At 70.4% G+C, this 22,700-nt stretch carries 15 protein-coding genes and 1 pseudogene; 11 read left to right on the top strand and 5 right to left on the bottom strand.

Annotated features, from left to right (window positions below):
* Window positions 1-309: 309 nt before the first annotated feature.
* From IMZ11_RS38390 to IMZ11_RS38375, 4 genes are all read left to right on the top strand, one after another.
* Complete coding sequence (locus tag IMZ11_RS38390; protein ID WP_228647778.1) at window positions 310-1,221, top strand: carbohydrate ABC transporter permease; 912 nt, start codon at window positions 310-312, stop codon at window positions 1,219-1,221.
* On the top strand, window positions 1,208-2,179 hold the full coding sequence (locus tag IMZ11_RS38385) for a carbohydrate ABC transporter permease (protein WP_228647776.1): 972 nt from the start codon (window positions 1,208-1,210) through the stop codon (window positions 2,177-2,179). The genes IMZ11_RS38390 and IMZ11_RS38385 overlap by 14 nt, the downstream gene beginning before the upstream one ends.
* Before the next feature lie 150 nt (window positions 2,180-2,329).
* Window positions 2,330-3,808 (top strand): ABC transporter substrate-binding protein, encoded by a 1,479-nt coding sequence (locus tag IMZ11_RS38380; protein WP_228647774.1) that lies wholly within the window; start codon window positions 2,330-2,332, stop codon window positions 3,806-3,808.
* A gap of 47 nt (window positions 3,809-3,855) precedes the next feature.
* Window positions 3,856-7,041, top strand: a complete 3,186-nt coding sequence (locus IMZ11_RS38375; protein ID WP_228647772.1) for a DUF5722 domain-containing protein — start codon at window positions 3,856-3,858, stop codon at window positions 7,039-7,041.
* 171 nt (window positions 7,042-7,212) lie between these two features.
* Here the strand turns inward: IMZ11_RS38375 and IMZ11_RS38370 are convergent, their stop codons facing one another.
* Window positions 7,213-8,484, bottom strand: coding sequence for a deoxyribodipyrimidine photo-lyase (locus IMZ11_RS38370; RefSeq protein WP_228647770.1), 1,272 nt, complete (start codon window positions 8,482-8,484; stop codon window positions 7,213-7,215).
* 195 nt (window positions 8,485-8,679) lie between these two features.
* Between IMZ11_RS38370 and IMZ11_RS38365 the strand changes: the two genes are divergently transcribed.
* From IMZ11_RS38365 to IMZ11_RS38350, 4 genes are all read left to right on the top strand, one after another.
* Entirely contained in the window at window positions 8,680-9,708 is a 1,029-nt protein-coding gene (locus IMZ11_RS38365) for a MerR family transcriptional regulator (RefSeq protein ID WP_228647768.1), read from the top strand.
* A gap of 156 nt (window positions 9,709-9,864) precedes the next feature.
* Window positions 9,865-10,449 carry an RNA polymerase sigma factor gene (locus IMZ11_RS38360; protein WP_228647765.1) on the top strand — a complete coding sequence of 195 codons (585 nt, stop codon included), beginning with the start codon at window positions 9,865-9,867 and terminating at the stop codon, window positions 10,447-10,449.
* 2 nt (window positions 10,450-10,451) lie between these two features.
* Entirely contained in the window at window positions 10,452-11,462 is a 1,011-nt protein-coding gene (locus IMZ11_RS38355; protein WP_228647763.1) for a DUF523 and DUF1722 domain-containing protein, read from the top strand.
* Window positions 11,449-12,963: an SDR family oxidoreductase gene (locus IMZ11_RS38350; protein ID WP_228647761.1), complete on the top strand. Its 1,515-nt coding sequence runs from the start codon at window positions 11,449-11,451 to the stop codon at window positions 12,961-12,963. The genes IMZ11_RS38355 and IMZ11_RS38350 overlap by 14 nt, the downstream gene beginning before the upstream one ends.
* A 90-nt stretch (window positions 12,964-13,053) precedes the next feature.
* On the opposite strand, the gene IMZ11_RS38345 is transcribed toward IMZ11_RS38350, so the two are convergent.
* On the bottom strand, window positions 13,054-13,488 hold the full coding sequence (locus IMZ11_RS38345) for an OsmC family protein (RefSeq protein WP_228647759.1): 435 nt from the start codon (window positions 13,486-13,488) through the stop codon (window positions 13,054-13,056).
* A 263-nt stretch (window positions 13,489-13,751) separates the two neighbouring features.
* Between IMZ11_RS38345 and IMZ11_RS38340 the strand changes: the two genes are divergently transcribed.
* The 3 genes from IMZ11_RS38340 to IMZ11_RS38330 all read left to right on the top strand — a co-directional run bounded on the left by IMZ11_RS38340 (window position 13,752) and on the right by IMZ11_RS38330 (window position 16,755).
* Window positions 13,752-14,612, top strand: a complete 861-nt coding sequence (locus IMZ11_RS38340) for a universal stress protein (RefSeq protein WP_228647757.1) — start codon at window positions 13,752-13,754, stop codon at window positions 14,610-14,612.
* Between the two features lie 118 nt (window positions 14,613-14,730).
* Window positions 14,731-15,720, top strand: a complete 990-nt coding sequence (locus tag IMZ11_RS38335; RefSeq protein ID WP_228647755.1) for a nitroreductase family protein — start codon at window positions 14,731-14,733, stop codon at window positions 15,718-15,720.
* Window positions 15,721-15,873: 153 nt separating this feature from the next.
* On the top strand, window positions 15,874-16,755 hold the full coding sequence (locus tag IMZ11_RS38330) for a universal stress protein (RefSeq protein WP_228647753.1): 882 nt from the start codon (window positions 15,874-15,876) through the stop codon (window positions 16,753-16,755).
* A gap of 77 nt (window positions 16,756-16,832) precedes the next feature.
* Here IMZ11_RS38330 and IMZ11_RS38325 read toward each other — a convergent pair whose 3' ends face one another.
* The 3 genes and pseudogenes from IMZ11_RS38325 to IMZ11_RS38315 form a co-directional block, all read right to left on the bottom strand.
* The gene (locus tag IMZ11_RS38325; RefSeq protein ID WP_228647751.1) at window positions 16,833-19,502 is read right to left on the bottom strand and encodes a bifunctional GNAT family N-acetyltransferase/acetate--CoA ligase family protein; all 2,670 of its coding nucleotides are present in this window, start codon (window positions 19,500-19,502) and stop codon (window positions 16,833-16,835) included.
* Window positions 19,503-20,204: 702 nt separating this feature from the next.
* On the bottom strand, window positions 20,205-20,789 hold the full coding sequence (locus IMZ11_RS38320; protein WP_228647749.1) for a DUF6461 domain-containing protein: 585 nt from the start codon (window positions 20,787-20,789) through the stop codon (window positions 20,205-20,207).
* Between the two features lie 39 nt (window positions 20,790-20,828).
* Window positions 20,829-21,610: pseudogene (locus IMZ11_RS38315) on the bottom strand (transposase family protein).
* Window positions 21,611-22,700 lie beyond the last annotated feature (1,090 nt).

The following is a 22,700-nucleotide window of genomic DNA, read 5'->3' as shown; positions in this document are numbered from 1 at the left end:
GGGTGGCGGGGTGGAGCCCGGGTGAAGTCCGGGTGAAGTCCGCCGCTCCACCTCGCCGTCCCGGGCGTTCGCCGGGCCCCGGGTAGTTGAACGTTTCACCACGCGGAACCCGGATGAGGCGGCGACGCCGCGCACCCTCCCATGGTGAACAAACCGTTATCCCTGGCTATTGACACGTGCGAAGGGGATGACGAGACTCGAAACACTCCTGAAACGTTCAAATGCCTCCTGGGTAACCGATCGGCGGGCCGGAGGTCATTCCATGTTCGTCGTGAGGTTCCACATGATTAGCGGAGAGGCCGTTCCATCGTGATCAGCCGTAAGGCATCGCCCGGACGCCGGCGCGTCCCGTGGGGTGTCTACCTCGTCCTGTTGCCCACGTTCGTGGTGCTCGCGGTGTTCGCGTACTACCCGGCCCTGAGCGGGATGCTGCACTCCTTCTACGAGTGGCGGCCGGGTTTCAGCTCGCCGTTCGTCGGCCTGGAGAACTTCGTCACCATGTTCGGCGACGACGTGTGGTGGGAGTCGTTCCGCAACGTCGGGGTCATCTTCATCTGGGCGACCACCCTCATGTGGGCGTTCCCGCTGCTCGCCGCCGAACTGGTCATGTCACTGTCGAGCGAGCGGCTGCGGTTCGTCTTCCGTACGCTGCTCATCCTTCCGCTCGCCTTCCCCGCCGTGGTCAACGTGCTGCTGTGGCAGTTCATGTACGACCCGAGGGACGGCGTCATCAACAGCTTCCTGCGCGCGGTGGGCCTCGACGGGCTCGCGCACAACTGGATCGGCGACCCGGACACCGCGCTCGCCGCGCTGATGACCGTCGGCTTCCCGTGGGTGGCGAGCCTGCCGTTCCTGGTCTTCCTGTCCGCCCTGCAGAACGTCCCCGCCGAGATCTACCAGGCGGCGGCGGTCGACGGCGCGGGCCGGCTGCGGCGGTTCTGGAGCATCGACCTGCCGATGATGCTGCGGGACGTCAAGCTGCTGCTGGTGCTCGCGGTGATCGCGGTGCTCCAGTACGGCCTGCAGGCGCACATCATGACCAAGGGTGGCCCTGACAACGCCACCCAGGTCCCGGTGCTGCGTATGCTCGACGCCGCGTTCCTGGACACGAGTTGGGGATACGCGGCGGCTCTCGGCACCGTCCTCTTCATGCTCACACTCGGGGTGAGCGTGGGCGCGCTGCTGATCGGCAAGAGAGGAGGCAAGGGTGCCGCTGCGTGAGGAATCCCCGGACGCGTCCCCGTCCCCGAACGCGTCCCCGGACATGGACCCGTCCCCGTCCCCGTCCCCGTTCACGGACGCGGGTGTGGGCGTGGGCGCACGGACGGCGTCCCGACCGGGCGCGCGGAACCGGGTGAGCCGCACACGCCGGACCGACCTGGTCGTCGGCGGCCTGCTCTCGCTTCTCGCCTTCGTCGGGCTGTTCCCCTACCTGTTCATGTTCGTCGCGTCCTTCAAGGACAACGAGCAGTTCTACGCGAGCTACTGGACACCCACCTGGCCGGTCCACCTCGGCAACTACGCCGTCGCCTGGGAGAAGGTCAGCCCCTACCTGTTCACGTCGTTCGTGGTGGCCGGGCTCGCGATCGCCGGCGCGCTGGTGCTCGCCACGGCGGCGGCCCACGTGTTCGCCCGCTTCCGTTTCCCCGGCAGGAACGTCCTGTTCGGCCTCGTCGCGGCGCTGCTCATGGTGCCCTCCATCACGAGCCTGATCCCGCTGTTCATCCTGATGCGGGATCTGGAGATCCTCGACACGCGGCTCGTGCTGATCATCCCGCACATCACCGGAAACACCGTGTTCGGGATCGTGGTCATGCGCACCTACATGGCGCAGCTCCCCGAGGAGATCTTCGAGGCGGCCCGGGTCGACGGGGCCGGCGGGATCCGCGTGTTCGTCTCGCTCATGCTGCCGCTCGCCCGCCCGGTCATCGGCACGGTGGCGCTGGTGACCGTGCTGGGCGTGTGGAACGACTACTTCTGGCCGCTTCTCACCGTGCAGACGGACGAGTTCCGCACGATTCCCGCGGGCCTCGCGTTCTTCGCCAACCAGAACGCCCAGCAATGGGGGCCGCTGTTCGCGGGGTACGCGCTGGCGAGCCTCCCGCTGCTGCTGCTGTTCACCTTCCTGTCCAAGTGGTTCCTGGCCGGGATCCAGGGCGGGATCGTCTCCGGGAAATGACCCGCTCCCGTGACCCGCTCCGCCTGGCCTGACCCCTGCGATCGGCTTCCTCTGACCCGCCCTCGGTTCCATCTGTGCCCGGCATCTGCCGAGCACGAGATTGAAACGTATCAACCAGGCATCACCCCCCAGAAAGGATCAGGTTCCATCATGACTTCACGTACGCCCCGCCGTACGCGCACGCCCTCCGTCGCACTGCTGGCCGCACTGCCGGCGCTGGCGGTCGCGACCGGCGGCTGCGGGCTGCTCGGCACCGACAAGAAGGCCGACACCGGCGAGGCCGGGCAGGGCAAGGTGACCATCACGCTCGCCGGTCCGAACCAGTGGAACACCAGCGGCAGCAGCTTCGGTCCGGCCTGGGAGGCGCTCGTCGACGCGTTCGAGAAGCGCGAGCCGGGCATCGAGGTGCGCACCCAGGTGCTCCCGCTCGACGGCTTCACCCAGACGATCACCTCCCAGCTCGCCGCGGGCACCGCGCCCGAACTGGTCTTCAACCAGCCGCCGCACAAGGCCCACGAGGTGCACGCGCTCGACGAGGAACTGCAGAAGCCCAACCCGTACGTGCCGGGCAACCAGCGCTGGATCGACGTCTTCAGGAAGGAGTACTTCGGCCCCGACGTGTCCAAGGCGCTCAGCAAGGAGAGCGGGAAGCTGGAGTACATCCCGTTCAACCTGGTGGCGATCGGCCTGTTCTACAACAAGGACGCCTTCACCAAGGCGGGCATCCAGCAGGCGCCCGCGACCTGGGAGGACTTCCGGGCCGCCTGCGCGAAGCTCAAGGCCGCCGGGTACGACCCCGTCGCGCTGGACAAGGGTGCGCTCGCCGCCGGCTGGACCTGGGAGTCCATCACCACGCAGCTCACCGACAAGTACTACGACCAGTGGAACTACTTCGACGTCACCGGCAAGCCCGGCAAGGCGCCGAGCGTGACGGAGAAGTCCCTCTCCAAGGCGATCAAGGAGGGCACGCTCACCGCCGCCAAGACGCCGGAGGTGGCCGAGTCGCTCAAGCTCTACAAGGAGTTCTTCGACAACGGCACGCCGAACTGGAGCGGCGTGGCCGACGGCGGCGCCACCGTCGGCTACCGCGACTTCGTCACGGGCAAGGCGGCCATGTCGTGGGGCACCGACTTCGCCGTCGAGGCGCTCAAGACGGACGCGAAGTTCGCGATCGGCACCATGCCGTTCCCGACGATCACCAAGGCCACCACTCCGGTGTCCACGGACGCCCCGGCACGCTACGGGGCCTCGGTCGGCGGCACCAGCTACATGGTCCCGTCCACGGTCAAGGGGGAGAAGTACGCCGCCACGATCAAGTTCCTGCAGTTCATGAGCTCGCCCGCAGTCAAGCCCTGGCTGGACGCCACCGGCGGGCTGCCCGCGATCGAGGGCGTGGAGCCGTCGTCCGAGACCGCCGGCCTGCTCGAAGGCGAGTGGGGCAAGATCTACCGGGTCCACGGGTTGCCCGGAGGACCGGAGGGCTCCCCCTTCCGCGAGGTGTTCGACGGCTTCCTGCTCGGCAAGCGCTCCCTGCAGGAGGAGCTGCCCGACCTGCAGAAGTGGTGGGACCGCGGCGTCGAGGCCGGGATCAAGAAGAACAACTGGGGCGACGAGGACTGGGCCAAGTAACCCGGACGATCACTTCCTGTCATGAACCCCCCCGAACAGGAGATGGAATGTCGCACACACACTCGTCCTCACCCCGGGTCCGCACGCGCTCCGCGCGCCTGCGCGGCGGGCTCCTCGCGCTCACCCTGGCCCTTTCGGGACTGTCGGTGAGCACTCCCGCCCACGCGCGGACGGCCCTCGGCGTCACCGGCGTCACCGGCGTCACCGGCGTCGCCGTCGGACAGGACACGGTCGTGGTGACCGGCGCGTCGAACGGCGGCCGGGTGACGCTGTACGCGCTCGACGCCTGGCAGGACCCCGAGAGCCGCGCCGGGGAGCAGCCGGTCGCCACCGTCGACGCGGCCGCCGACGGCACGTTCACCGCCGAGGTGCCCCGCCTGGACGGAGACGAGGACCGGCTGCACGACAAGTTCCTCGCCGTCGCCGACGGGGGTGAGGTGCTCGGCGGCGTGCGCTACGCCACCGACCTGCGCTTCCCCGCGGCGAACCAGGCCCCCTACCCGCAGGTGCCGGGCAAGAAGGGCCTGCAGGTGCAGATGACCGACGACGCCGAGGAACTCGGCACCGCCCACGCGGCCATCAACCTGGCCCTCGACACGGTGATGCTGGCCGGGCCGGGAGACCCCGGCAAGACGATCGAGTTCGTCTCGCAGGGCAAGCGCTACTACTTCGACAAGAGCGCGGTCACGGGCGTGGACGCGCAGGTCAAGCCGTTGTCGGACAACGGGATCCTGGTCAACATGATCGTCCTGGTCTACGACAGCAAGAAGGCCGGCTCGGCGGCGTCCACGCTGATCCATCCCGACGCGGAGATCGGCAAGGGCACGGTGTACGCCTTCAACGTGAAGAACGCCCAAGGCGAGGAGTACTTCACCGCCGCCATGGACTTCTTCGCCCAGCGCTACACCCGCGCCGACGCGAAGTACGGCAGGGCCTGGGGCTGGATCGTCGGCAACGAGATCGACGCCCAGCAGTACTGGTACAACATGGGGCACCAGGAGCGGGGCGTCTTCCTGGAGCAGTACGCCCGCGCCCTGCGGCTGACCTGGCAGGCCGTGCGCAAGGCGGACGCCAACGGACGGGTCTACACGTCGCTGACCCACTTCTGGACCGGCGCCGTCGGCGACGACCCGACGTACACCTACAAGGGCAGGGACGTGGTGGAGGGCCTCAACGCCATCACCAAGGCCCAGGGCGATTTCGACTGGTACATCGCCTACCATCCGTACCCGGAGAACCTGTTCGATCCGGCGTTCTGGAACGACAAGACCGCGACCGACGGCTTCGACACGCTGCGCATCACGTTCAAGAACATCGAGGTGCTGCCGCGCTATCTGGCCCAGGAGCACCTGCTCTTCGACGGGCGGCCGCGCCGGGTGATCCTGTCCGAGCAGGGGCTGAACTCCCAGGACTACGGCGACGACGCGCTCAAGCTTCAGGCCGCGGCCTACGCGTACGCGTATTACAAGATCGCGTTCTCCGAGGGTATCGACTCGTTCATCCTGCACCGGCACGTCGACCACAAGCAGGAGGGCGGTCTGCGCCTCGGCCTGTGGACCTGGGACGAGGAGCACACGTCCCCGTCCAACCCCGGCGACCGCAAGCCGCTGTACGACGTCTTCAGGTACATCGACACGGAGCGCTCGCTCGAGGTGACCGAGTTCGCCAAGAAGATCATCGGCATCGCGGACTGGAAGGACGCCATCCCGGGCTTCGATCCGGCGAAGCTCGCGACACGGAAGGTCCCGTCCACCGTCGGCGTCCAGTTGGATGCGAAGCCCGCGCTGGAACGGGTGATCTCCGACTTCGAGCAGGACACCGGCGGCTGGCGCCCCTCCGACAACGCCGCGGCCGTCGAGCGGGTGGCGGTCGACGGCGGACACGCGCTGCGCGTGAGCTTCGATCGCGACCTCCCGTCCTGGTCGATGTACGCCAAGCCGTACAAGGGCGCGGACCTGCTGCTCGACAAGGCGCTGGACGCCTCGCGCACGCCGCAGCTGTCGGTGTCGGTCCGCGTGCCGGAGACCGCGGACGACGGTTTCACGCCCGGGAACGTGTTCTCGGCCAAGGTCCGCGTCTACGGTCCCGACGGACAGGTCGCGGAGGGCGTCGGCTCGATCGACCCGGCCCGCGGCTGGAACCGGCTCACCCTCGACCTGTCCCGATGGGCGGGCCGTGGCGCCATCTCCCGCGTCAAGGTGTGGGTGCGCGGCTCGGTCGGCTCCGACTGGGCGGGCTCCTACGAGATCGACCGGCTGAGTCTGGCCCCGGTGGCCGTGCCCTCGGCGGGGCACCGCAATGTCGAGATCACGGCCTCGGCCGCGGAGCGCGGGGTGATCGGGTCCGCGGTGACGTTCACCGTGACCGACCACGACGTGCTGCCTCTCGTCGGCTCGATCAGGCTGGGCGGTTGTGACGGTGTGACCGTCGATCCCGCGGTGCTCCGCGTGACCGGCACACGGACCGGCGAGAGCCGTACGACGACCACGAAGCTCACCGCGTACTCGCCGGCGGACGGGAACCATCCGGTGGTCTGCGCGACCTACGCCGGGGAGACGCACCGGGTGACAGTGCGGCTGCCGGCGGCGGCGGCCTACGTGCCGCCCAACCCGGACGCGTTCGCCAACCGGGAGTTCTCGGACACCTTCGACACCGACAGTTCGGCGCGCTACCAGAAGCACCGGGTGCTGCCGGAGGACAAGGAGACGCCGCGGCTGACCGTCGGCGGTGGCACGCTGTCGGCGGAGCATCCCACCGCGAGCTGGTTCGGCCTGGTCGCCGGGGACGTCTCGCCGCGCAACCCGGCGTTCAGCACCGCGATCACGATCAGGAAGTTCCAGGGGAACTCCACGGACATGGACACGGTGTACGCCGGGCTGGTGAAGGACGGGACGACCGACGTGGCGGCCTTCTACGTCAACACCGCCAAGTTCGCCGGTTTCGAGGTGCGCGGCCCGCAGGTGCCGGGCGGCCTCGCGGTCTTCGGCGTCAAGCAGGGCGTGACGATCCCGGACGGCGGCCGGTTCGCCCTGTCGCTGGTCGGCGACCGGGCCGCCATGTACGCCGACTCCGGTGACGGCTGGAAGCTGCTCACCGCCGCCACGCTCGAGCATCTCCCGCAGCTGACCGACCCGGACGTGCGGGCGGGGTACCGCTACGGGTTCGGCCTTCGCGGCGACGCGGGGACCGCCCCGCTGGTGCTCGACGCGGTGGAGGGGCGCAGCATCTCCTGACATGTCTCCACACGGATCCTCCCGGGCCAGGGGGCCGAGGGGACACCGGGGCTGGGACGCCGGAGCCTGGGGCGCCGGCGTCCCCGTCGGTCAGGGGGCCCCGACCTCTGCCGCGCGGCCGCGATCGGGATCATGGAGTTCACGCGGACGGTCACCGGAGTGTGGGGCCGATCACTCGACGGGGGTCAGCGGGGCGGGATAGCCGGGGACCTCCTCGGACAGGCGCCACGGCTCGCGCGCGTCGATCGCGGGAAGACCGGCCAGCTCGGGGACGTACCTGCGGATGTAGGCGGCGCCGGGGTCGAACCGCCTCGCCTGCCGCACCGGGTTGAGCACGCGGCCGGGGCGGGTGGAGTTGCCGGTGCCGGCCGTCCACTGCCAGTTGCCGGAGTTGTTCGCCACATCTCCGTCGAGCAGCAGGTCGAAGAAGTGCGCGGCTCCCACCCGCCAGTCCACGCCCAGGTGGTTGACGAGGTAGTCGGCCACGATCATGCGCGCCCGGTTGTGCATCCACCCCTCGGCGAGGAGCTGGCGCATACCCGCGTCCACGATCGGGACGCCCGTCATGCCCTCCTTCCACGCGCTCACCGCGTGCGCGTCGTCCCGCCACCGCCGGGAGCCCGGCCGGTAGTCGTCGCGGTTGATCCGCGGGAACGCCCAGGCCACCTGGTGGAAGAAGTCGCGCCAGCAAAGCTGCCGGACGAACGCGTGCTCCTCGTCCGCCCCCGCCTCCGCGTGATCGGCGAGGTCCAGCGGTGAGACGCATCCGAAGCGCAGGTACGGGCTCAACCGCGAGGTGCGGTCGCCCGCCAGGTCGTCGTGCCCGTCGGCGTAGCCGTCCAGCCCCTGCGCCACCCACCGGTTCATGCGGGCGCGGGCGGCCGACTCGCCGCCTTCCAGGGCCGGGTGCGACGAATGGTCGGGCAGGTCGCCCGCCACCAGGCCGGACGGCACCGGGACACGGGCCGGCGCCGGGAGCACCGTGCGGCGCCGGCTGCGGGACCACGCCCGCCAATAGGGCGTGAAGACCCGGTAGTGGTCCCCGCCTCCCGACGGCGTCAGCGCGCCGGGAGGGACGACAGTCAGGCCGGGGAACAGGCGGACGTCGACCCGTTCTCCGGCTAGCCGCCGCTCCCGGCTCCGCCCGAGCTCGCTGACGTCGGCGCTCGCGTATATCGCGTCGGCCTCCGCCTCGCGCGCCAGCCGCATGGTCTCGGCCACCACGTCGCCCCGCCGTACGAGCAGGTCGCCGTGCCGGGACCGGAGCGACTCGCGCAGATCGGCCAGGCAGTCGAGCAGGAAGCCGGTCCGGTGGCCGGCGGGCACCTCGGGATCCAGCACGAACAGCGGCACCACCCGGCCGCCGCGCTCGCAGGCGGCGGACAGGGCCGGGTGGTCGTGCACGCGCAGGTCCCTGGTGAACAGCACAATCGCGGTGTCCATCGACGAAGCATTCGGCGCCGGTGCTCCGGCGGTTGCATCCGCGGCGGGGGTCGTACGCGAATCGACTGGCATGGGGGTGCTCCCGCGGATGGCACGCTGGAGCGGCAGGTATGGCACGGCAGGTATGGCACGGCAGGTACGGCACGGCAGGTACGGCACGGCAGGGCACGGTACGGCAGGGCACGGTACGGAGCGATGGACGAGGAAACGCCGAGGGCACCGGAGACCGGCGGCACGCCGGTCATCGAGGACGAGCACGAGCAGGACGAGCAGGGGCAGGACGAGCCCGGGGGTGAGCACGGCTACGGCATCGGCGCCGTCGCCCGCATGATCGGCGTGCCGATCCCCACGCTGCGCACCTGGAACCTGCGGTACGGCATCGGCGCGAGCGGCCGGAGCCCCGGCGGCCACCGGAGGTACAGCGCCGCCGACCTGCGACGCCTGCGGGAGATGCACCGCCTGATCCGCGCCGGCTACGTGCCCGCCGACGCGGCGAGCGCGGCGCTGACGCCACGCCCGGCTCCCCGGCCCGAGTCCATGGAGCCGTCCCCCGCCGTCGTGGGCCGGCGAGGTTCCGGACCTGCTCTCGCGGGGGAGCGCGCGCCGCGAGGAGGGGGTGTTCCCACCGCCGCCCGCCTGGTGGGCGCGGCGGCGGCGCTGGACGCCGTCGCCGTGGCGGACGGCATCGGCGCCGCCCTGGCCCGGCACGGCGTCGAGTGGACGTGGCGGCGGCTGGTCCTGCCCGCCTTCGCCGCGATCTGCCGCGGTCAGGCGGAGACCGGGCGGGGCGTCGAGGTCGAGCACCTGTTCTCCGACCGGCTCATGGCGGCGCTGAACGCGCTGTCCGCGCGGCCGGCCCGGCCGGTGCATCCGCGTCCGGTCCTGCTCGCCTGCGCGGAGGACGAGCAGCACAGCCTGCCGATCCACGCGCTGGCCGCGGCGCTGTCGTCCGAGCGTGGGGTGGAGACGCGGATGCTCGGCGCCAGGACGCCGCCCTCCGCGCTCGCCGGGGCCGTACGCCGTCTGCATCCGGTGGCCGTCGTCGTCTGGTCGCAGATGCGCGAGACCGGCGACCCCGCCCCGCTGGCCGCGCTGCCGAGACAACGCCCGTCCGGCCGGATCATCGTCGGCGGCCCCGGCTGGTGGGACGGGCTGCCCCCTCACGTGATCCGGGTGAGCACCTTCCACGAGGCCGTCTCCCAGGTCATGGCCGCACTGGTTTGACCCGTTCTTGGTGGCCGCATGCTCCTGACGAGGTTGACGGGTGTCAGCACGCCTGCCTATGAATAGGTTTTGAGTAGTTTTCCGTACGGCCGGGGAGCACGGCGGCAGCGCCGGGGGCACCGCAGCGGACACGTCCGAAAACGGGGGCTCGTCGACATGGCTGACACACGCGGCGACACACGGGGCACGCGGGGCACGGAGGTCACGACGGCCGCCGCCGCCACGGACGAGACGATGGAGACGCTTCTCGCGCGCGGGGAGCCGGGAGCGCTCTGCGAGTGCTTCCGGACGTACGCGCCGATGGTCCGTTCCTACCTGCGGCGGCTGGTTCCGGCGCAGGACGTGGACGACGTGGCGCAGGTCGTCTTCGCCGAGGTGTGGCGGTCCCGGCACCGGTTCGACCCGGCCAGGAGCCTGTCCGCCTGGCTGCTGGGCATCGCGCACAAGCGGGCCGTCGACCACCTGCGCGCCCGCGCGCCGCGTACCGTGCCGATCGAGGCCGTCGCGGAGCCGACGGACGGCCGCGGGGCCGGGGACGACCTCGCCGACCGCGACCTGGTCCGCCGGGCCCTCGCGGAGCTGCCGGCGGCCCAGCGGCAGGCCATCGCGCTGGCGTACTACGGCGATCTGACCCAGCGGGAGATCGCCGAGCGCCTCCGGGTCCCCCTGGGCACGATCAAGGCCCGTACGACTCGGGGCCTGCACCGGCTTTCCGCACTTCTGGAATCGGCGGCGACATGAACATGAGCACGCACGCGAGCGTCGGAGCGGCCACCGACTCGGGCGTCGAGCACGTCAGGCCGCGGGTGGCGGTGTCGAGCTGTCTTCTCGGTGAGCCCGTACGGTTCAACGGGGGGCACTGCCGTGACCGCCTCCTCACCGGACCTCTGTCGGAGTTCGTGGACTGGGTGCCGTTCTGTCCTGAAATGGAGATCGGCCTCGGAACGCCCCGCGAGACGCTCAGGCTCGAACGCTCTCCCGACGGCCCGCGCCTGGTCACCCGGAAGACCCGCAGGGATCTCACCGAACCGATGACGTCCCTGGGGAACGCGAAAGCGGCGACCCTGGACGTGGACGGCTACATCTTCAAGGCGAAAAGCCCGAGCTGCGGGATCCACGGCATCCCCGTCTACGCGGGAGACGCGGCCGCCGACCGGCGGAACCGGGGCGTGTTCGCCGCCCGGATCGTCGACGCGCACCCGCTCCTGCCCGTGGAGGACGAGGGGCGGCTGAACGACGACGTGCTGCGCGAGGCGTTCATCGAGCGAATCTTCGCGCACGCCCGGCTGCGCGCGTTCCTCACCGGTGAATCAGGCGGATCAGGCGGGATGCGTCCCGGCGCCCTGGTGGCCTTCCACTCCCGCCACAAGTTGCAGATCCTCGCGCACGACCCCGTGGGCTACCGCCGGATGGGCGGTCTGGTGGCCGAGGCGGGCGTCCGCGCCGGTGACCGGCTCGCCGCCGACTACGCCGACGAGTTCCGCGCGGCGCTCGCCGTACGCGCGACCATCGGGCGCAACGTCAACGTGCTGCAGCACTGCCTCGGCATGGTGAGCGATCACCTCGACCCGGTCCGGCGGGCCGACCTCGACGAGGTCATCCACGACTACCAGGCCCACCTGGTGGCGTTGAGCGTGCCGCTCGCCCTGCTCCGGCACCATGCCAGGGGCGCGGGCGCCGCGTACCTGCGCGACCAGACGTATCTGTCGCCCTACCCCCACGAGCTGGGCCTGCGCAACCATGTCCCGGCCTGAGCGGGCGACCCGCTGCCTGGTGACGGGCGCCACCGGCTACGTCGGCGGGCGGCTGGTCCCCGAGTTGCTCGGCGCCGGGTACGGCGTGCGATGCATGGTCAGGACACCGAGCCGGCTGCGCGACCAGACCTGGCACGGCAGCGTGGAGATCGCGAAGGCGGACGCCGCGGATCACGGGCAGACCGTACGAGTCTTGGAGGGAACGGACGTCGCCTACTACCTCATCCACACGATGGGGTCCTCCCGTGCGTTCGCCGCGCGGGACCGTGAGGCGGCGAGGGTGTTCGCGTCCGCGGCCGAGGAGGCGGGCGTGCGGCGCGTCGTCTACCTGGGCGGCCTCACGCCGCCGAGCAGGCCGTCGCCGCACATGCGCTCCAGAGCCGAGGTGGAACGGATCCTCCTCGGTTCCGGCGTCCGCACGGTGGTCCTCCGGGCCGCGGTGATCATCGGCTCCGGGTCGGTGTCGTTCGAGATGCTGCGCTACCTCACCGAGCGGCTGCCGGTCATGGTCACGCCGAGCTGGGTGCGCACCCTGACGCAGCCGATCGCGATCCGCGACGTGCTGCGCTACCTGGTCGGATGCGCCGCGCTGCCGGACGACGTACACCGGGGCTTCGACATCGGCGGCCCCGACGTCCTCACGTACGGCGACATGATGCGGGGCTACGCGGCCGTGGCGGGCCTGCCGCACCGGCTGATCATGCCCGTGCCGGTCCTCACGCCACGGTTGTCGAGTTACTGGGTGGGGCTGGTCACGCCGGTCCCGGCGGGCATCGCGCGACCGCTGGTCGAGTCGCTCCGGGGCGAGGCGATCTGCCGGGAACATGACATCGCGCGGTATGTGCCGGACCCGCCCGAGGGCCTGATCGGGTTCACACAGGCGGTGGACCTGGCGCTCCGCCGGATCAAGGAGGCCGACGTCGTCACCCGCTGGTCCTCCGCGTCGATGCCCGGCGCGCCGAGCGATCCGCTGCCCACCGACCCCGACTGGGCGGGCGGCAGCCTGTACGTGGACGAGCGGCATCGGAAGGTCGACGCCCCGCCGGAACGTCTGTGGCGGGTGATCGAGGGCATCGGCGGCGACAACGGGTGGTACTCCCTGCCCGTCGCGTGGCGGCTCCGCGGCTTTCTCGACCGCCTGATGGGCGGTGTCGGGTTGCGCAGGGGGAGGCGCGACCCGCACCGGCTCCGGATCGGCGACGCTCTCGACTTCTGGCGGGTGGAGGAGGTCGTGCCGGGCTCCCTGCTGCGGCTGCGCGCCGAGATGCGGCTGCCCGGCCTGGCCTGGCTGGAGCTGACCTGCCAGGAGAACAAGGGACGCACCGTGTACGGCCAGCGGGCGATCTTCCATCCGCACGGCCTGCTCGGCCACCTGTACTGGTGGACCATCACCCCGCTGCACGGGCTGATCTTCGGGCGCATGCCGGGGAACATCGCCAGAGCCGCCGCCCGCCGGCCGGGCCGTACGGGCGGAGGGGGCGCGGCCTTGAACCCGCCGTAGCGGCAGGTTCTAACGTTGCCCGTGTGATCGGGAATGACGCCGCCGGACGCCGGTGGAGCTGCTGAGGGCCGGTGAGCGCAGGTGTGCTGCCTAGGCGTGATGGCAGACGGCCTCGTGACCCGTGGTCAGGACGTCGAACGTCACCTCGGGCGGCGTGTAGAGGGAGTTGTACACCGGACAGTGCCGTACGGCGGCCGTGAAGGAGTCCCGCAGCCCCTCCGGGAGACCGGGAGCATGGATCTCCAGCATGACCCTGCTGAGGTGCGCCGGTTGCAGGCCGAGGTCGTAACGCACGGTGACCGAGACGCCGGCGGGCAGCTGGCATCGGTGGAGGTAACGCTCGGCGCAGTGCGCGACGCACGCGGCGAGGCTGCCGACGAACAGTTCGGTCGGTGTGGGACCGGTGTCGCTTCCGCCGAAGTCTCTCGGCTGGTCGACCCGCACGGAGTGCCCGCGGGTCTGGATGTCGAAGCGGCCACCGCCATGCCACGCGACACACAGGGTTTCGCTCCGGCTCTCGGCCATGGCTGGCTCCACGCTGCTGACTCGGTGCTGCTGACTCGGTGCTGCTGGTTCGGTGCTGCTGACTCGTGCTGCTGTTTCCGTGACGCCTGCTCTTTGTCCGGCTGCCCGCAACGTCGCCTGCCAAAACACCATAAAGGGTGATATTTCCGCGTGGGGCTTTCTTGGCTCTATGTCTGATTTGTTGTGACTCTTTGGGGGAGGGGACTGACATACGCGGGTTGGCGCCATGCTCCCGAGCCACTCCGGAGGAGAGGTGGGCGTCCATGAGGGATCCGATCGTCGTCGGGGTCGACGGGTCGGCGGCCTCGCTTCACGCGGCCGAGTGGGCCGGGAACGAGGCCGTACTGCGCGGCACGCCGGTACGGGTCGTCCACGTCGCACTCCAGTGGTCTTACCACGTCCCGCTGGCCCCGCAGCCCGGCCGCTGGGGCCCGGAGGAGTCGGAAGCCGCCGAGGAACTGCTGCAGCGGGCGGCCAATCGGGTCAGGGCCGGCCATCCGGACGTACAGGTCGCCACCGAGATCGTGAACGGCGGCCCGGGGGAGACGCTCGTCGCCGCATCGGAGGCGGCGGAACTGCTGGTCGTGGGCAACCGGGGGCGTGGCGGGTTCACCGAGTTGCTGCTCGGCTCCGTGAGCCGGCACGTCGCCTCCCGGGCGTCGTGTCCCGTGGTCGTCGTACGGGAGCCGCACGCCCACCGGCGCGGCGAGATCGTCGTGGGCGTCACCGGACGGCCGGACCAGGACGCCGTCCTCGAGTTCGCGTTCCGCGAGGCCGAGCTGCGCGGCGCGGTCCTGCGCCTCCTCCACGCCTGGACCCATCCGACCAGCACGGGGCCCGGTGACATGCTGCCCGTCGTGTACGACGTGGAGGCGGTCGGGCAGGAGGAGGAGACCCTGCTCGGCGAGGCCGTCGCCGGGTGGCGCGAGACCCGGCCCGATGTCCGCCTCGTCTCCCAGGTCGTACGCGCGCATCCCGCGAAGGCCCTGATCGAGGCGTCGGCCGAGCACGATCTGACGATCGTCGGAGCCCAGGGAGAAGGTCGCTCGCTGCTCGGCCTCGGCTTCATCGCCCACGCCGTCGTGCATCACGCCCGGGGCCCGGTCGTCGTCGTACGCCACTGACCCACGGGTCGGGGATGTGTCGGAAGTCACGGTCGGACGGGCCGGTCACCGGGGACCTTCGGCCCTGCTCGGAAGGGGCGCGCGTGTGATGCGCTGGCCTCATCCCGGAGGTGGTGCCATGAACGCTCGTACGGCCGAAGAGATCAGCCATGCCGTCCATGCCGCGGTGGAGGCCGCTGTCTGGGCTCCTTCCATACACAACACCCAGCCGTGGGCGTTCGCGGTGTCCGGCGACGAGATCAGCCTGCGGGCCGATTCCGACCGGCGACTCCGGGTGGGCGACCCCGAAGGCCGCCAGATGCTGATCAGTTGCGGCGCCGCCCTGTTCAACGTGCGCCTCGCCCTGCGCGCGCTGGGATACGAGTCGCGGGTGAAGGTCCTGCCCGAGCCCGACCGCCCCGCTCTGCTGGCGACGATCCGGCTGGAACCCGTGAACCGGCCGGACGACGACACGCTGTCGCTGCACGCTCAGGTCGAGCGCCGCCGTACTCACCGGGCGGGGTTCACCACGCTGCCGGTGCCCGACCGCGTCATCGAGACGCTCGTACGGCAGGCCGCCGCCGAAGGCGCACGGCTGACCCCGATCCGGTCCGAGGCGGCGGTGCGGATCGTCGCGGCGCTCACCGGCGCGGCCCAGGACGTCCAGGCCCAGGACCGGGTGCTCAGCCTGGAACTGATCCGCTGGGCCCGGCCGCCCGGCAGCGTCCGCCGGGACGGCGTCCCCGCGGACGCGTACCCGCGCTCGGTCACGCGCACCCAACCGCACTTCGCCCAGCGGGACTACGCCAGGGGCCATCACTGGGGCGGCGACACGGACCTCGCCGCCACCTCCCCCGGAGTAGTCGCGGTGCTCACCACCCCGGGCGACTCCCGAGAGGAATGGATAGGCGCGGGCCAGGCGCTGCAGAGCGTCCTCCTGCACGCGTGCGGCGAGAACGTGACCGCGGCCTTTCACACCCAGGCGCTGGAGACGCACCACCTGCGCGAGTTCCTGCGTGAGGAGCTGTGCTCCGGGGAGTACCCGCAGATGATCATGAGGTTCGGGGTCACCCTCGACGTGGGCGGCACGACGCGGCGTCCGGTCTCCGAGGTGCTCGACGGCGCCTGACGGGACGCGACCGCGTGCGGGGCATGTCGGGCGCGGAGCATGCCGGGCGCGGAGCATGTCGGGCGCGGAGCATGTCGGGCGCGGAGCATGTCGGGCGCGGTGATCGCGGCGAGAGAGCCCGGAAGGAGATGGGCTCAGGAGGAGATGGGGCAGATGGTCGAACCGATCGTCGTGGGCACCGACAGCTCACCCGCCGCTTCGGCCGCGATCGTGTGGGCGGCCGACGACGCGGTCAGGAAGGGGGCGCCCCTGCGGGTGGTCCACGCCATGCATCGCCTGCCGTACGCGAGCCCGCCCTACCCGATCCCCGGCCTGGACGACGCCCTGACCCGGGCGGGGAGCCAGTTCCTCCGGGAGGCCGAGCAGATCGCGCGGGAGCGACACCCCGGCATCGACATGTCCTCCGGGCTGGTCAACGGAGTACCGACGCGCGTCCTCGTCCGCGAGGCCGAGCGGGCGTCCGAGCTGGTGGTCGGTAGCCGCGGCAGGGGAGGCTTCACCGGGATGCTGCTGGGCTCGGTGAGCGCGTACGTCGCCGGGCGGACGTCCGTCCCCGTCGTCGTCGTACGGCCGGGCCACACGGTGACCCGCGCCGAGGTGGTCGTCGGCATCGACGAATCGGAGGAGTGCGAGCCCGCGCTCGCCTACGCGTTCGAGCAGGCGCGGTCGCGTGACTGCCCCCTGCGCGCGGTGCACGGATGGCGGTTGCCTCCCGAGCTCTACACCGGGTGGTTCGTCTACGACCTGCACGAGATGCAGCAACTCCGCCACAACCTCGCCACGGGCCGGGTCGCCACCTGGCGGGCGAGATATCCCGGCGTGCCGGCGGAGGTCGAGGTGATCTGCGATCACCCGGTCACCGCGCTGGTCGAGGCGTCCAGGGACTCGGCCCTGCTCGTCGTGGGAACACACGGCAGGAGCGGGATCGGCGCGATGGTGCTCGGTTCGGTGAGCCGTGGCGCCCTGCACCACGCCCGGTGCCCCGTCGCGGTGGTGCCTTCCGAACCCGGCGGCCGAGGGTCCTCTCCCGCGTAGGTAGGCCCCCGCTCGTCCGGCACCTCGGCCACCGCGTACGCGGGCCCGGCCGCACTCCGGGCCGTACTCCGGCCGCACTAGCGAAGCCGTCGCCGCAACGCCGAGGGCGGGGGAGCGGCGGGCGCGAGCCGTATCCGGATGTCGACCGCCGCGACGCCACGCGGGGTGACGATCAGTGGATTGATGTCGAGCTCGGCGACCTCGGGGAGATCGTCGAGCAGCCGGCCGATCCGGACGATCCGCTCCTCGAGCGCCCGGACGTCCGACTCGGGGCGGCCCCGGTACCCGAACAGCAGCGGAGAGCAGCGCAGTTCCCTGAGCATCTCGGCGGCCTCGCCGTGCGTCAGCGGCGGCACCCGGAACGCGTTGTCGGCCAGCAGTTCGGCGGCCACCCCGCCCATCCCCACCATGACCAGGGGACCGAAGGCCGCGTGCCGGACGCCGCCGACGATCATCTCCACGCCGCCGGTCACCATGCGCTGCACGAGCCCCCCGGTCATGCCGGGGCCGACCTGCTGCTCCATGTCCCGGTACGCCGCGGCCGCATCCTCGGGAGTACGCAGTCCCAGACGTACCCCTCCGACGTCGCTCTTGTGGACCAGGCCGGGCCCGGTGGCCTTCAGAACCGCGGGGAGCCCGGTCATCGCCGCCGCCTCCGCCGCGCTCTCCGGGCCGTCCACGCCGATCGACTCGACCACGTCGACGCCGTAGCAGCCGAGCAACCGTGCCGCGGTCCGGTGGTCGAGCCAGCCTCCCTCCGGCCTACGGGCGAGTTCCCGGGCGACGATCTCCTCGGCCGCCGCGACGGCACGCCGTTCCTTCTCCGACTCCGTCTCCGGCTCCGGCTCGTCCGGCAGGGCACGCCAGCGGGCGTGCTCAACCGCGCGGGCGAGGGCGTGCACCGCCTGCTCGGGGAACGCGTACGTCGGCACCCGGCCGCCGATCAGCCCGTCATGGCCGACGACACAGGCGAGCACCGTCTTGTCCGTGCCACGCGTCGCCTCCTCGATCGCCGCCTCCGTACGGGCGCGGCCGGAGCCGAACGGCGGCGTGTAGACCACGATGACGGCGTCGACGCCGGGGTCGGCCAGTACGGTCTCCAGCGTGAAGCCCAGCTCCGGCGCCTCGCCGTCCGCGGTGAGGTCGACGGGGTTGCCCACGGCGGCCCCGGGGCGCAGGCGCTCCCGCAGCCGCCGCCGGGTCTCCGCCGACAGCTCGGGGACCTCCAGCCCCTGCCGTTCGCAGGCGTCGGCCGTCAACGCCTCGGGACCGCCGGAGTTGCCGACGATCGCCACCCGCCCGCCGCTGGGAAGCGGCTGGCCGACCAGGAGCCGCGCCGTGTCGAGCAGATCCTGGACGGTGTCGACCCGGATCACCCCGGCGCCGGTCAGCAGCGCGTCCACCGCCGTGTCCGGAGTGGCCGCCGCCGCCGTGTGCGAGCGCACGGCGCGGTCGCCCGACGTGCTGCGGCCGCTCTTGACGACCACGATCGGCTTCGTACGGCCGACCCGGCGGGCGATCCGGCCGAAACGGCGCGGGTTGCCGAAGGACTCCAGATACAGGCCGATCACCTCGGTCCTGTCGTCGTCCTCCCAGTACTCCAGCAGGTCGTTGCCGCTCACGTCCGCCTTGTTGCCGACGGAGACGAAGCCGGACAGTCCGAGGCCGACCTCCGTCGCACGGTCGATCAGCGCCACCGCGACCGCTCCCGACTGCGACATCATGGCCAGGCGGCCGGGCTCGGGCGCCTTGGGCAGGAAGCTGGCGTTGAGTGCCGACCCGGTGTCGACCACGCCCAGGCAGTTGGGGCCGACCAGGCGCATCCCCGCCTCGCGGCAGATCCTCAGCAGCTCCGCCTCCGGCTTCGCGTCGCCCGTCTCGGCGAAGCCCGCGCTCACCACGACCAGGTTCCCCACGCCGGTCCGGGCGCAGTCGCGGGCCACGTCCAGTACGGCCTCCGCCGGGACGGCCACCACGGCCAGTCCGACCGGCCCCGGAACGCTGTCCAGATCCGGATAGGCGACGAGCCCGCAGAGCCGCTCGGCGCGCGGATTGATCGGGTAGATCGGCCCGGGGAAACCACCGTCGACGAGGTTGCGCAGCACCCGATGGCCCACATTGGAGGGGTCACGGCCGGCGCCGATGACGGCCACCGACTCCGGCGAGAACAGCCGGGCCAGCGAGGCCCGCTCCGCCTCGTGCGCGCGCTCCTCGACCTTCTCCAGGAGGCGCCGGGTCGGCCGCAGCGTGATGCGCAGCTGGACCTGCTCGCCGTCGTAGCTCCGTCCGACCTCCAGGCCCAGGTCCCGTACCACTTCGAGCATCGGCCGGTTCTCGGCCAGGACGTCGGCGATCATCTCGTGCACACCACTCTCGGTGGCGTCCAGGGCCAGGTGCTCCAGCAGGAGGGTGCCCAGCCCCTGCCCGTGCACGCCGTCGTCGAGGAGGATGCCGAGGTCGGCGACCTTGCCGGTGTCGTCGGGCACGTACTCGGCGACGGCCACGAGCCGACCGTTGATCAGCGCGACGAGCGCGTGGCCATGGAAGCCGGGTTCGGTCAGGCGGTCCACGTAAACATGGGCGGAGGCCCTGCCGCCGCTGAAGAACCGCAGGTAGGCCGAGCGCTCGCTGGTGCGATCGACCAGCGCTCGCAGGGCGGGCCGATCCTCAGGACGCAGCGGGCGCACGTGCGCGATCCCGCCGTCACGTAGAAGGACGTCGCATTCACCGGAGGCCGCTCGTTTCATATCTCCACCCTCTGCGCGGGGGCCGGTGCGAAACAGGGTCTTTGTGCCCCGCCGGGGACGGGCTCTCGTCCCTCAAACGTCCCACCGTTCCCTTCGGGGCATGCCGGCGCGACTCCTTCCGCGGCCTTCGCCTCAGCGCCCTCTGCGGTGTCGAACCGTGTCCGCGCGGCGGTCGCAGCCCGTCTGGTGATCGCACCGTTGCCGGAGGTCGCCTCGCCTGCCGCGTCTCCGAACGAAGTCCCCATGCGCCGCCCGCCGCCTGCTCGAACTCCACCGGGAACTTTCGAGCCCCACGAAGCACACCAGAACACCTGCAGGTAACCGTGTGACAGAGAGATCAGCCGCGAAAATTCCCGCCGAAAAAGTCCGGCTCCATCCGGCTCACAGGCCCGGCTCCAGATCGGGGGTCCGGCTCCATCCGGCTCAGAGGCCCGGCTCCATCCGGCGCTGGCAGTGGCGGCGGCAGTGGCGGTGGCGCCGGTGCCACCGGAAGACGAGCATGGGTCGGGTGGTCGGGGAGGGATCTCACGTCCCAGCCACGCCGACGATGGGTGCCGCCTCACCTTGAAGCTTTTTCATCCTGATGGCTTGGTATATCGGATCCGTGCGGAACGGTGCCCCCAGCGAATCTCGGGGGAGTGTGCAGCGGTGTGATCCACCGGCTGCGACTGGCCCGAGGGGGTCACAGACGATGGATCCTGCTCACCTCGGTTCGGGGATGACTCCGCACAGGTAGGTGGACCCCTCCAGCAGTTCCGGTGTCAGCGTGATGCCGGTGAGATGTTCGGCGAGGAGGAACGCCGGCCCGTCGCTGGGGTAGAGGCGTCTGTAGTCGGCGTCGATCCGCTGCATGGTCCCCATGACCTCGTCCGGTACCTCTTCCGCGTAACCTTCATCAGCGATGAAGCAGAACCGGATCTTTCCATCTTCGCTCCAGTAGAAGTACTCGACGCCTTCGACGTCGCGGAAGTGGGAGACGAGGCGGGTTCCCGCCGACAACGAAGTGATGATTTTTTCATCGGCGCCGAGCCCGCCGTTGGGCTCAACGATGAACACCCAGTCGCCTATGGTCGTGGCGCCGAGAAACGCGGTGTCGTAGCTGTTCCTGTGGCGAGTCTCGATCAGCTCCTCAAGCGTCATGGGCGTGAAATCCTCCGGCTGGCCACCGAGCCGGACCACCAGTTGCTCTGGTGCCAGGCCGCGGACGTAGGTGAAGCAGTAGGCCTCCGCCAGCTCGGGGAAACGCTCGTAGGAGAACCAGGCATAGTCGTCAGAGGTCGCGATCATTTCGTCATGCTCGCAGTGCCGACCGACACAATGAACCCTTCATCCTGAGTAGCGGCCCTCTTCGAGGAGCTGCAGCACAAGATCGCCTGCACGAGTGCGGTCGCGCGATGCGGGCAACAGCGCAGCTTGGTCAGCACCTTCCAGGACTTCAAGGTCGCAACGGCACGTTCACCGATGGCCCGGATACGGGCGTGAGCGCGGTTGACGTCCCGCTGTCCGTGTGACAACCAGGAACGATGGCGATGACGCTTGAATGGCGTCCTGATCGTGCCGCCTGCGCCTTGATAGCCCTTGTCCGCGAAGGTCTTCACGCCGACGCTGGTCAAGACGTCGACCAGGCCGACGCCCCGTGCGGCGGTCACGTCGTGGGTGGCGCCCGGCAGCGCCGGTGAGGCCCACACCAGCCGGCCCACGGGATCTACCGGCAGTTGCACATTCACTCCATGCTGCTTGTGTTTGCCGCTGTAGTACGGCCGCTCGTCGGCGAGGCGATCGATGGGGATGAGGGTGCCGTCCAGGATGGCGTAGGCCGGCCGGGATGCGCGCTCGACGGCGGCGTGCACGTCGTCGGCCAGGGTGGCCAGGAGATCGACGGCTTCGCGGATGTAGCGCCAGGCCGTAGTGGTGCCAATAGCGAAGCCGCCGACCAGGCGGGCATAGGTGTCGCCATTGCGCAGGTGGGCCAGGACCAGCAGCGCTTGCTGGGCCGGGTCTGCCTTCCGCCACCGGGAGCGGCGTTCGGCACGCCGGGTGCGGATCAGTTCGGCCAGACGAATCAGGGTGTGGTTGGACAGTGGAATCGAGGCACGGTAAGACAGCAACGAGGCTCCCGGTTGGGGCATCGGATCTTGGTCGACTGCTGTCTTACCGGGAGCCTCCTCTCATTCGCCACCGCCCTCCGTGAAGCCACGCTGACCGGGGCCGGCAGGTTGGAAAGAGCTCCTTGTGCGACATATGGGATCCCTCTCCTTGCGCCTTCACCCAGAAGGTGGAGAACGCCCGGCGATGCGGCACATTTGCATTGTCGAGAACACTCAGAATATGCGGGACATCCAGGAACGTGCAGAACGTCCCGGGCATGCAGGACATTCAGAACGTGCAGAACATTCAGAACGTGCAGAACATTCGGCTCGCTTTCTATGTAGCATGTCCGACATCTCCCGAATTAAGATAGCAATTTCTTCATCGAAATTATTTGCGAATTCGACTTGCTGACGTCCCGTCTATCTGGCACTATTCATACAGGCGTTCTAATCCATGAGCGGGGGTGGGGTGTGGTTGAGCTCTTCGGACCTTCCGGGTTCTATTCAGAGCAACCAGCAGATCGCATCGAACCCGGCCCTTGTGATGCGGATTGGTGGGATCGGGTAACAGCGCCAAGCTCGGCCGGGATTCCTGAAATATCCCACGGCGCTTCGGCACTGGCCATTGATGACTTTCTACCCGGCAAGGATGAAAGCGACAGGCGAGTTCTCCCCGACTGGTTTCCACTCGAGAAGGCGCTACCGCTTCCCGGGTGGCCGCGACAGGGCTCACTTTTCCGCGATCGGGATGCCATTTCCTCGCCGGCAGAGCCCATCACTACCGCGCCAGCGACCGCGACTGCGGACACCGCGGCGGGCAGCGGGACTGCACACACAGTGGCGGACAGCGCGACTTCACACGCTGCGGCTTCACACGCCGCTGCTCCTGCGGGCGGTGCTCCCGACACCCCGGTTTGCGAGACCACCATCGGCCACGCCTCTGGGGGTTCTTCTCCCGGTGCGGGTCGGGTGTCGTGGCCGTTGGTGGCGTCGGTCCGGGAGGCGGCGTCCGCGTTGGCGCTCGCGGTGGTGCCGGAGTCTGCGGGGGTGTGTCTGGCCGAGGCGGAGGATCTGTTGTTCGCGCGGGATCGGCTGGTTTCGGCGGTCG

Source organism: Microtetraspora sp. AC03309 (assembly GCF_020826795.1).
GTDB lineage: Bacteria > Actinomycetota > Actinomycetes > Streptosporangiales > Streptosporangiaceae > Microtetraspora > Microtetraspora glauca.
The sequence above is the reverse complement of the archived record's forward strand: the minus strand, read 5'-3'. Positions and strand labels throughout refer to the sequence as shown.

Bases quoted from the DNA above. Each gene is read 5' to 3' on its own strand.
- IMZ11_RS38335 (WP_228647755.1), top strand. From the start codon at position 14,731: ATGAACGCTCGTACGGCCGAAGAGATCAGCCATGCCGTCCATGCCGCG.
- IMZ11_RS38330 (WP_228647753.1), top strand. From the start codon at position 15,874: ATGGTCGAACCGATCGTCGTGGGCACCGACAGCTCACCCGCCGCTTCG.
- IMZ11_RS38370 (WP_228647770.1), bottom strand. From the start codon at position 8,484: ATGGACACCGCGATTGTGCTGTTCACCAGGGACCTGCGCGTGCACGAC.
- IMZ11_RS38355 (WP_228647763.1), top strand. From the start codon at position 10,452: ATGAGCACGCACGCGAGCGTCGGAGCGGCCACCGACTCGGGCGTCGAG.
- IMZ11_RS38360 (WP_228647765.1), top strand. From the start codon at position 9,865: ATGGCTGACACACGCGGCGACACACGGGGCACGCGGGGCACGGAGGTC.
- IMZ11_RS38320 (WP_228647749.1), bottom strand. From the start codon at position 20,789: ATGATCGCGACCTCTGACGACTATGCCTGGTTCTCCTACGAGCGTTTC.
- IMZ11_RS38345 (WP_228647759.1), bottom strand. From the start codon at position 13,488: ATGGCCGAGAGCCGGAGCGAAACCCTGTGTGTCGCGTGGCATGGCGGT.
- IMZ11_RS38350 (WP_228647761.1), top strand. From the start codon at position 11,449: ATGTCCCGGCCTGAGCGGGCGACCCGCTGCCTGGTGACGGGCGCCACC.
- IMZ11_RS38365 (WP_228647768.1), top strand. From the start codon at position 8,680: ATGGACGAGGAAACGCCGAGGGCACCGGAGACCGGCGGCACGCCGGTC.
- IMZ11_RS38325 (WP_228647751.1), bottom strand. From the start codon at position 19,502: ATGAAACGAGCGGCCTCCGGTGAATGCGACGTCCTTCTACGTGACGGC.
- IMZ11_RS38375 (WP_228647772.1), top strand. From the start codon at position 3,856: ATGTCGCACACACACTCGTCCTCACCCCGGGTCCGCACGCGCTCCGCG.
- IMZ11_RS38340 (WP_228647757.1), top strand. From the start codon at position 13,752: ATGAGGGATCCGATCGTCGTCGGGGTCGACGGGTCGGCGGCCTCGCTT.
- IMZ11_RS38380 (WP_228647774.1), top strand. From the start codon at position 2,330: ATGACTTCACGTACGCCCCGCCGTACGCGCACGCCCTCCGTCGCACTG.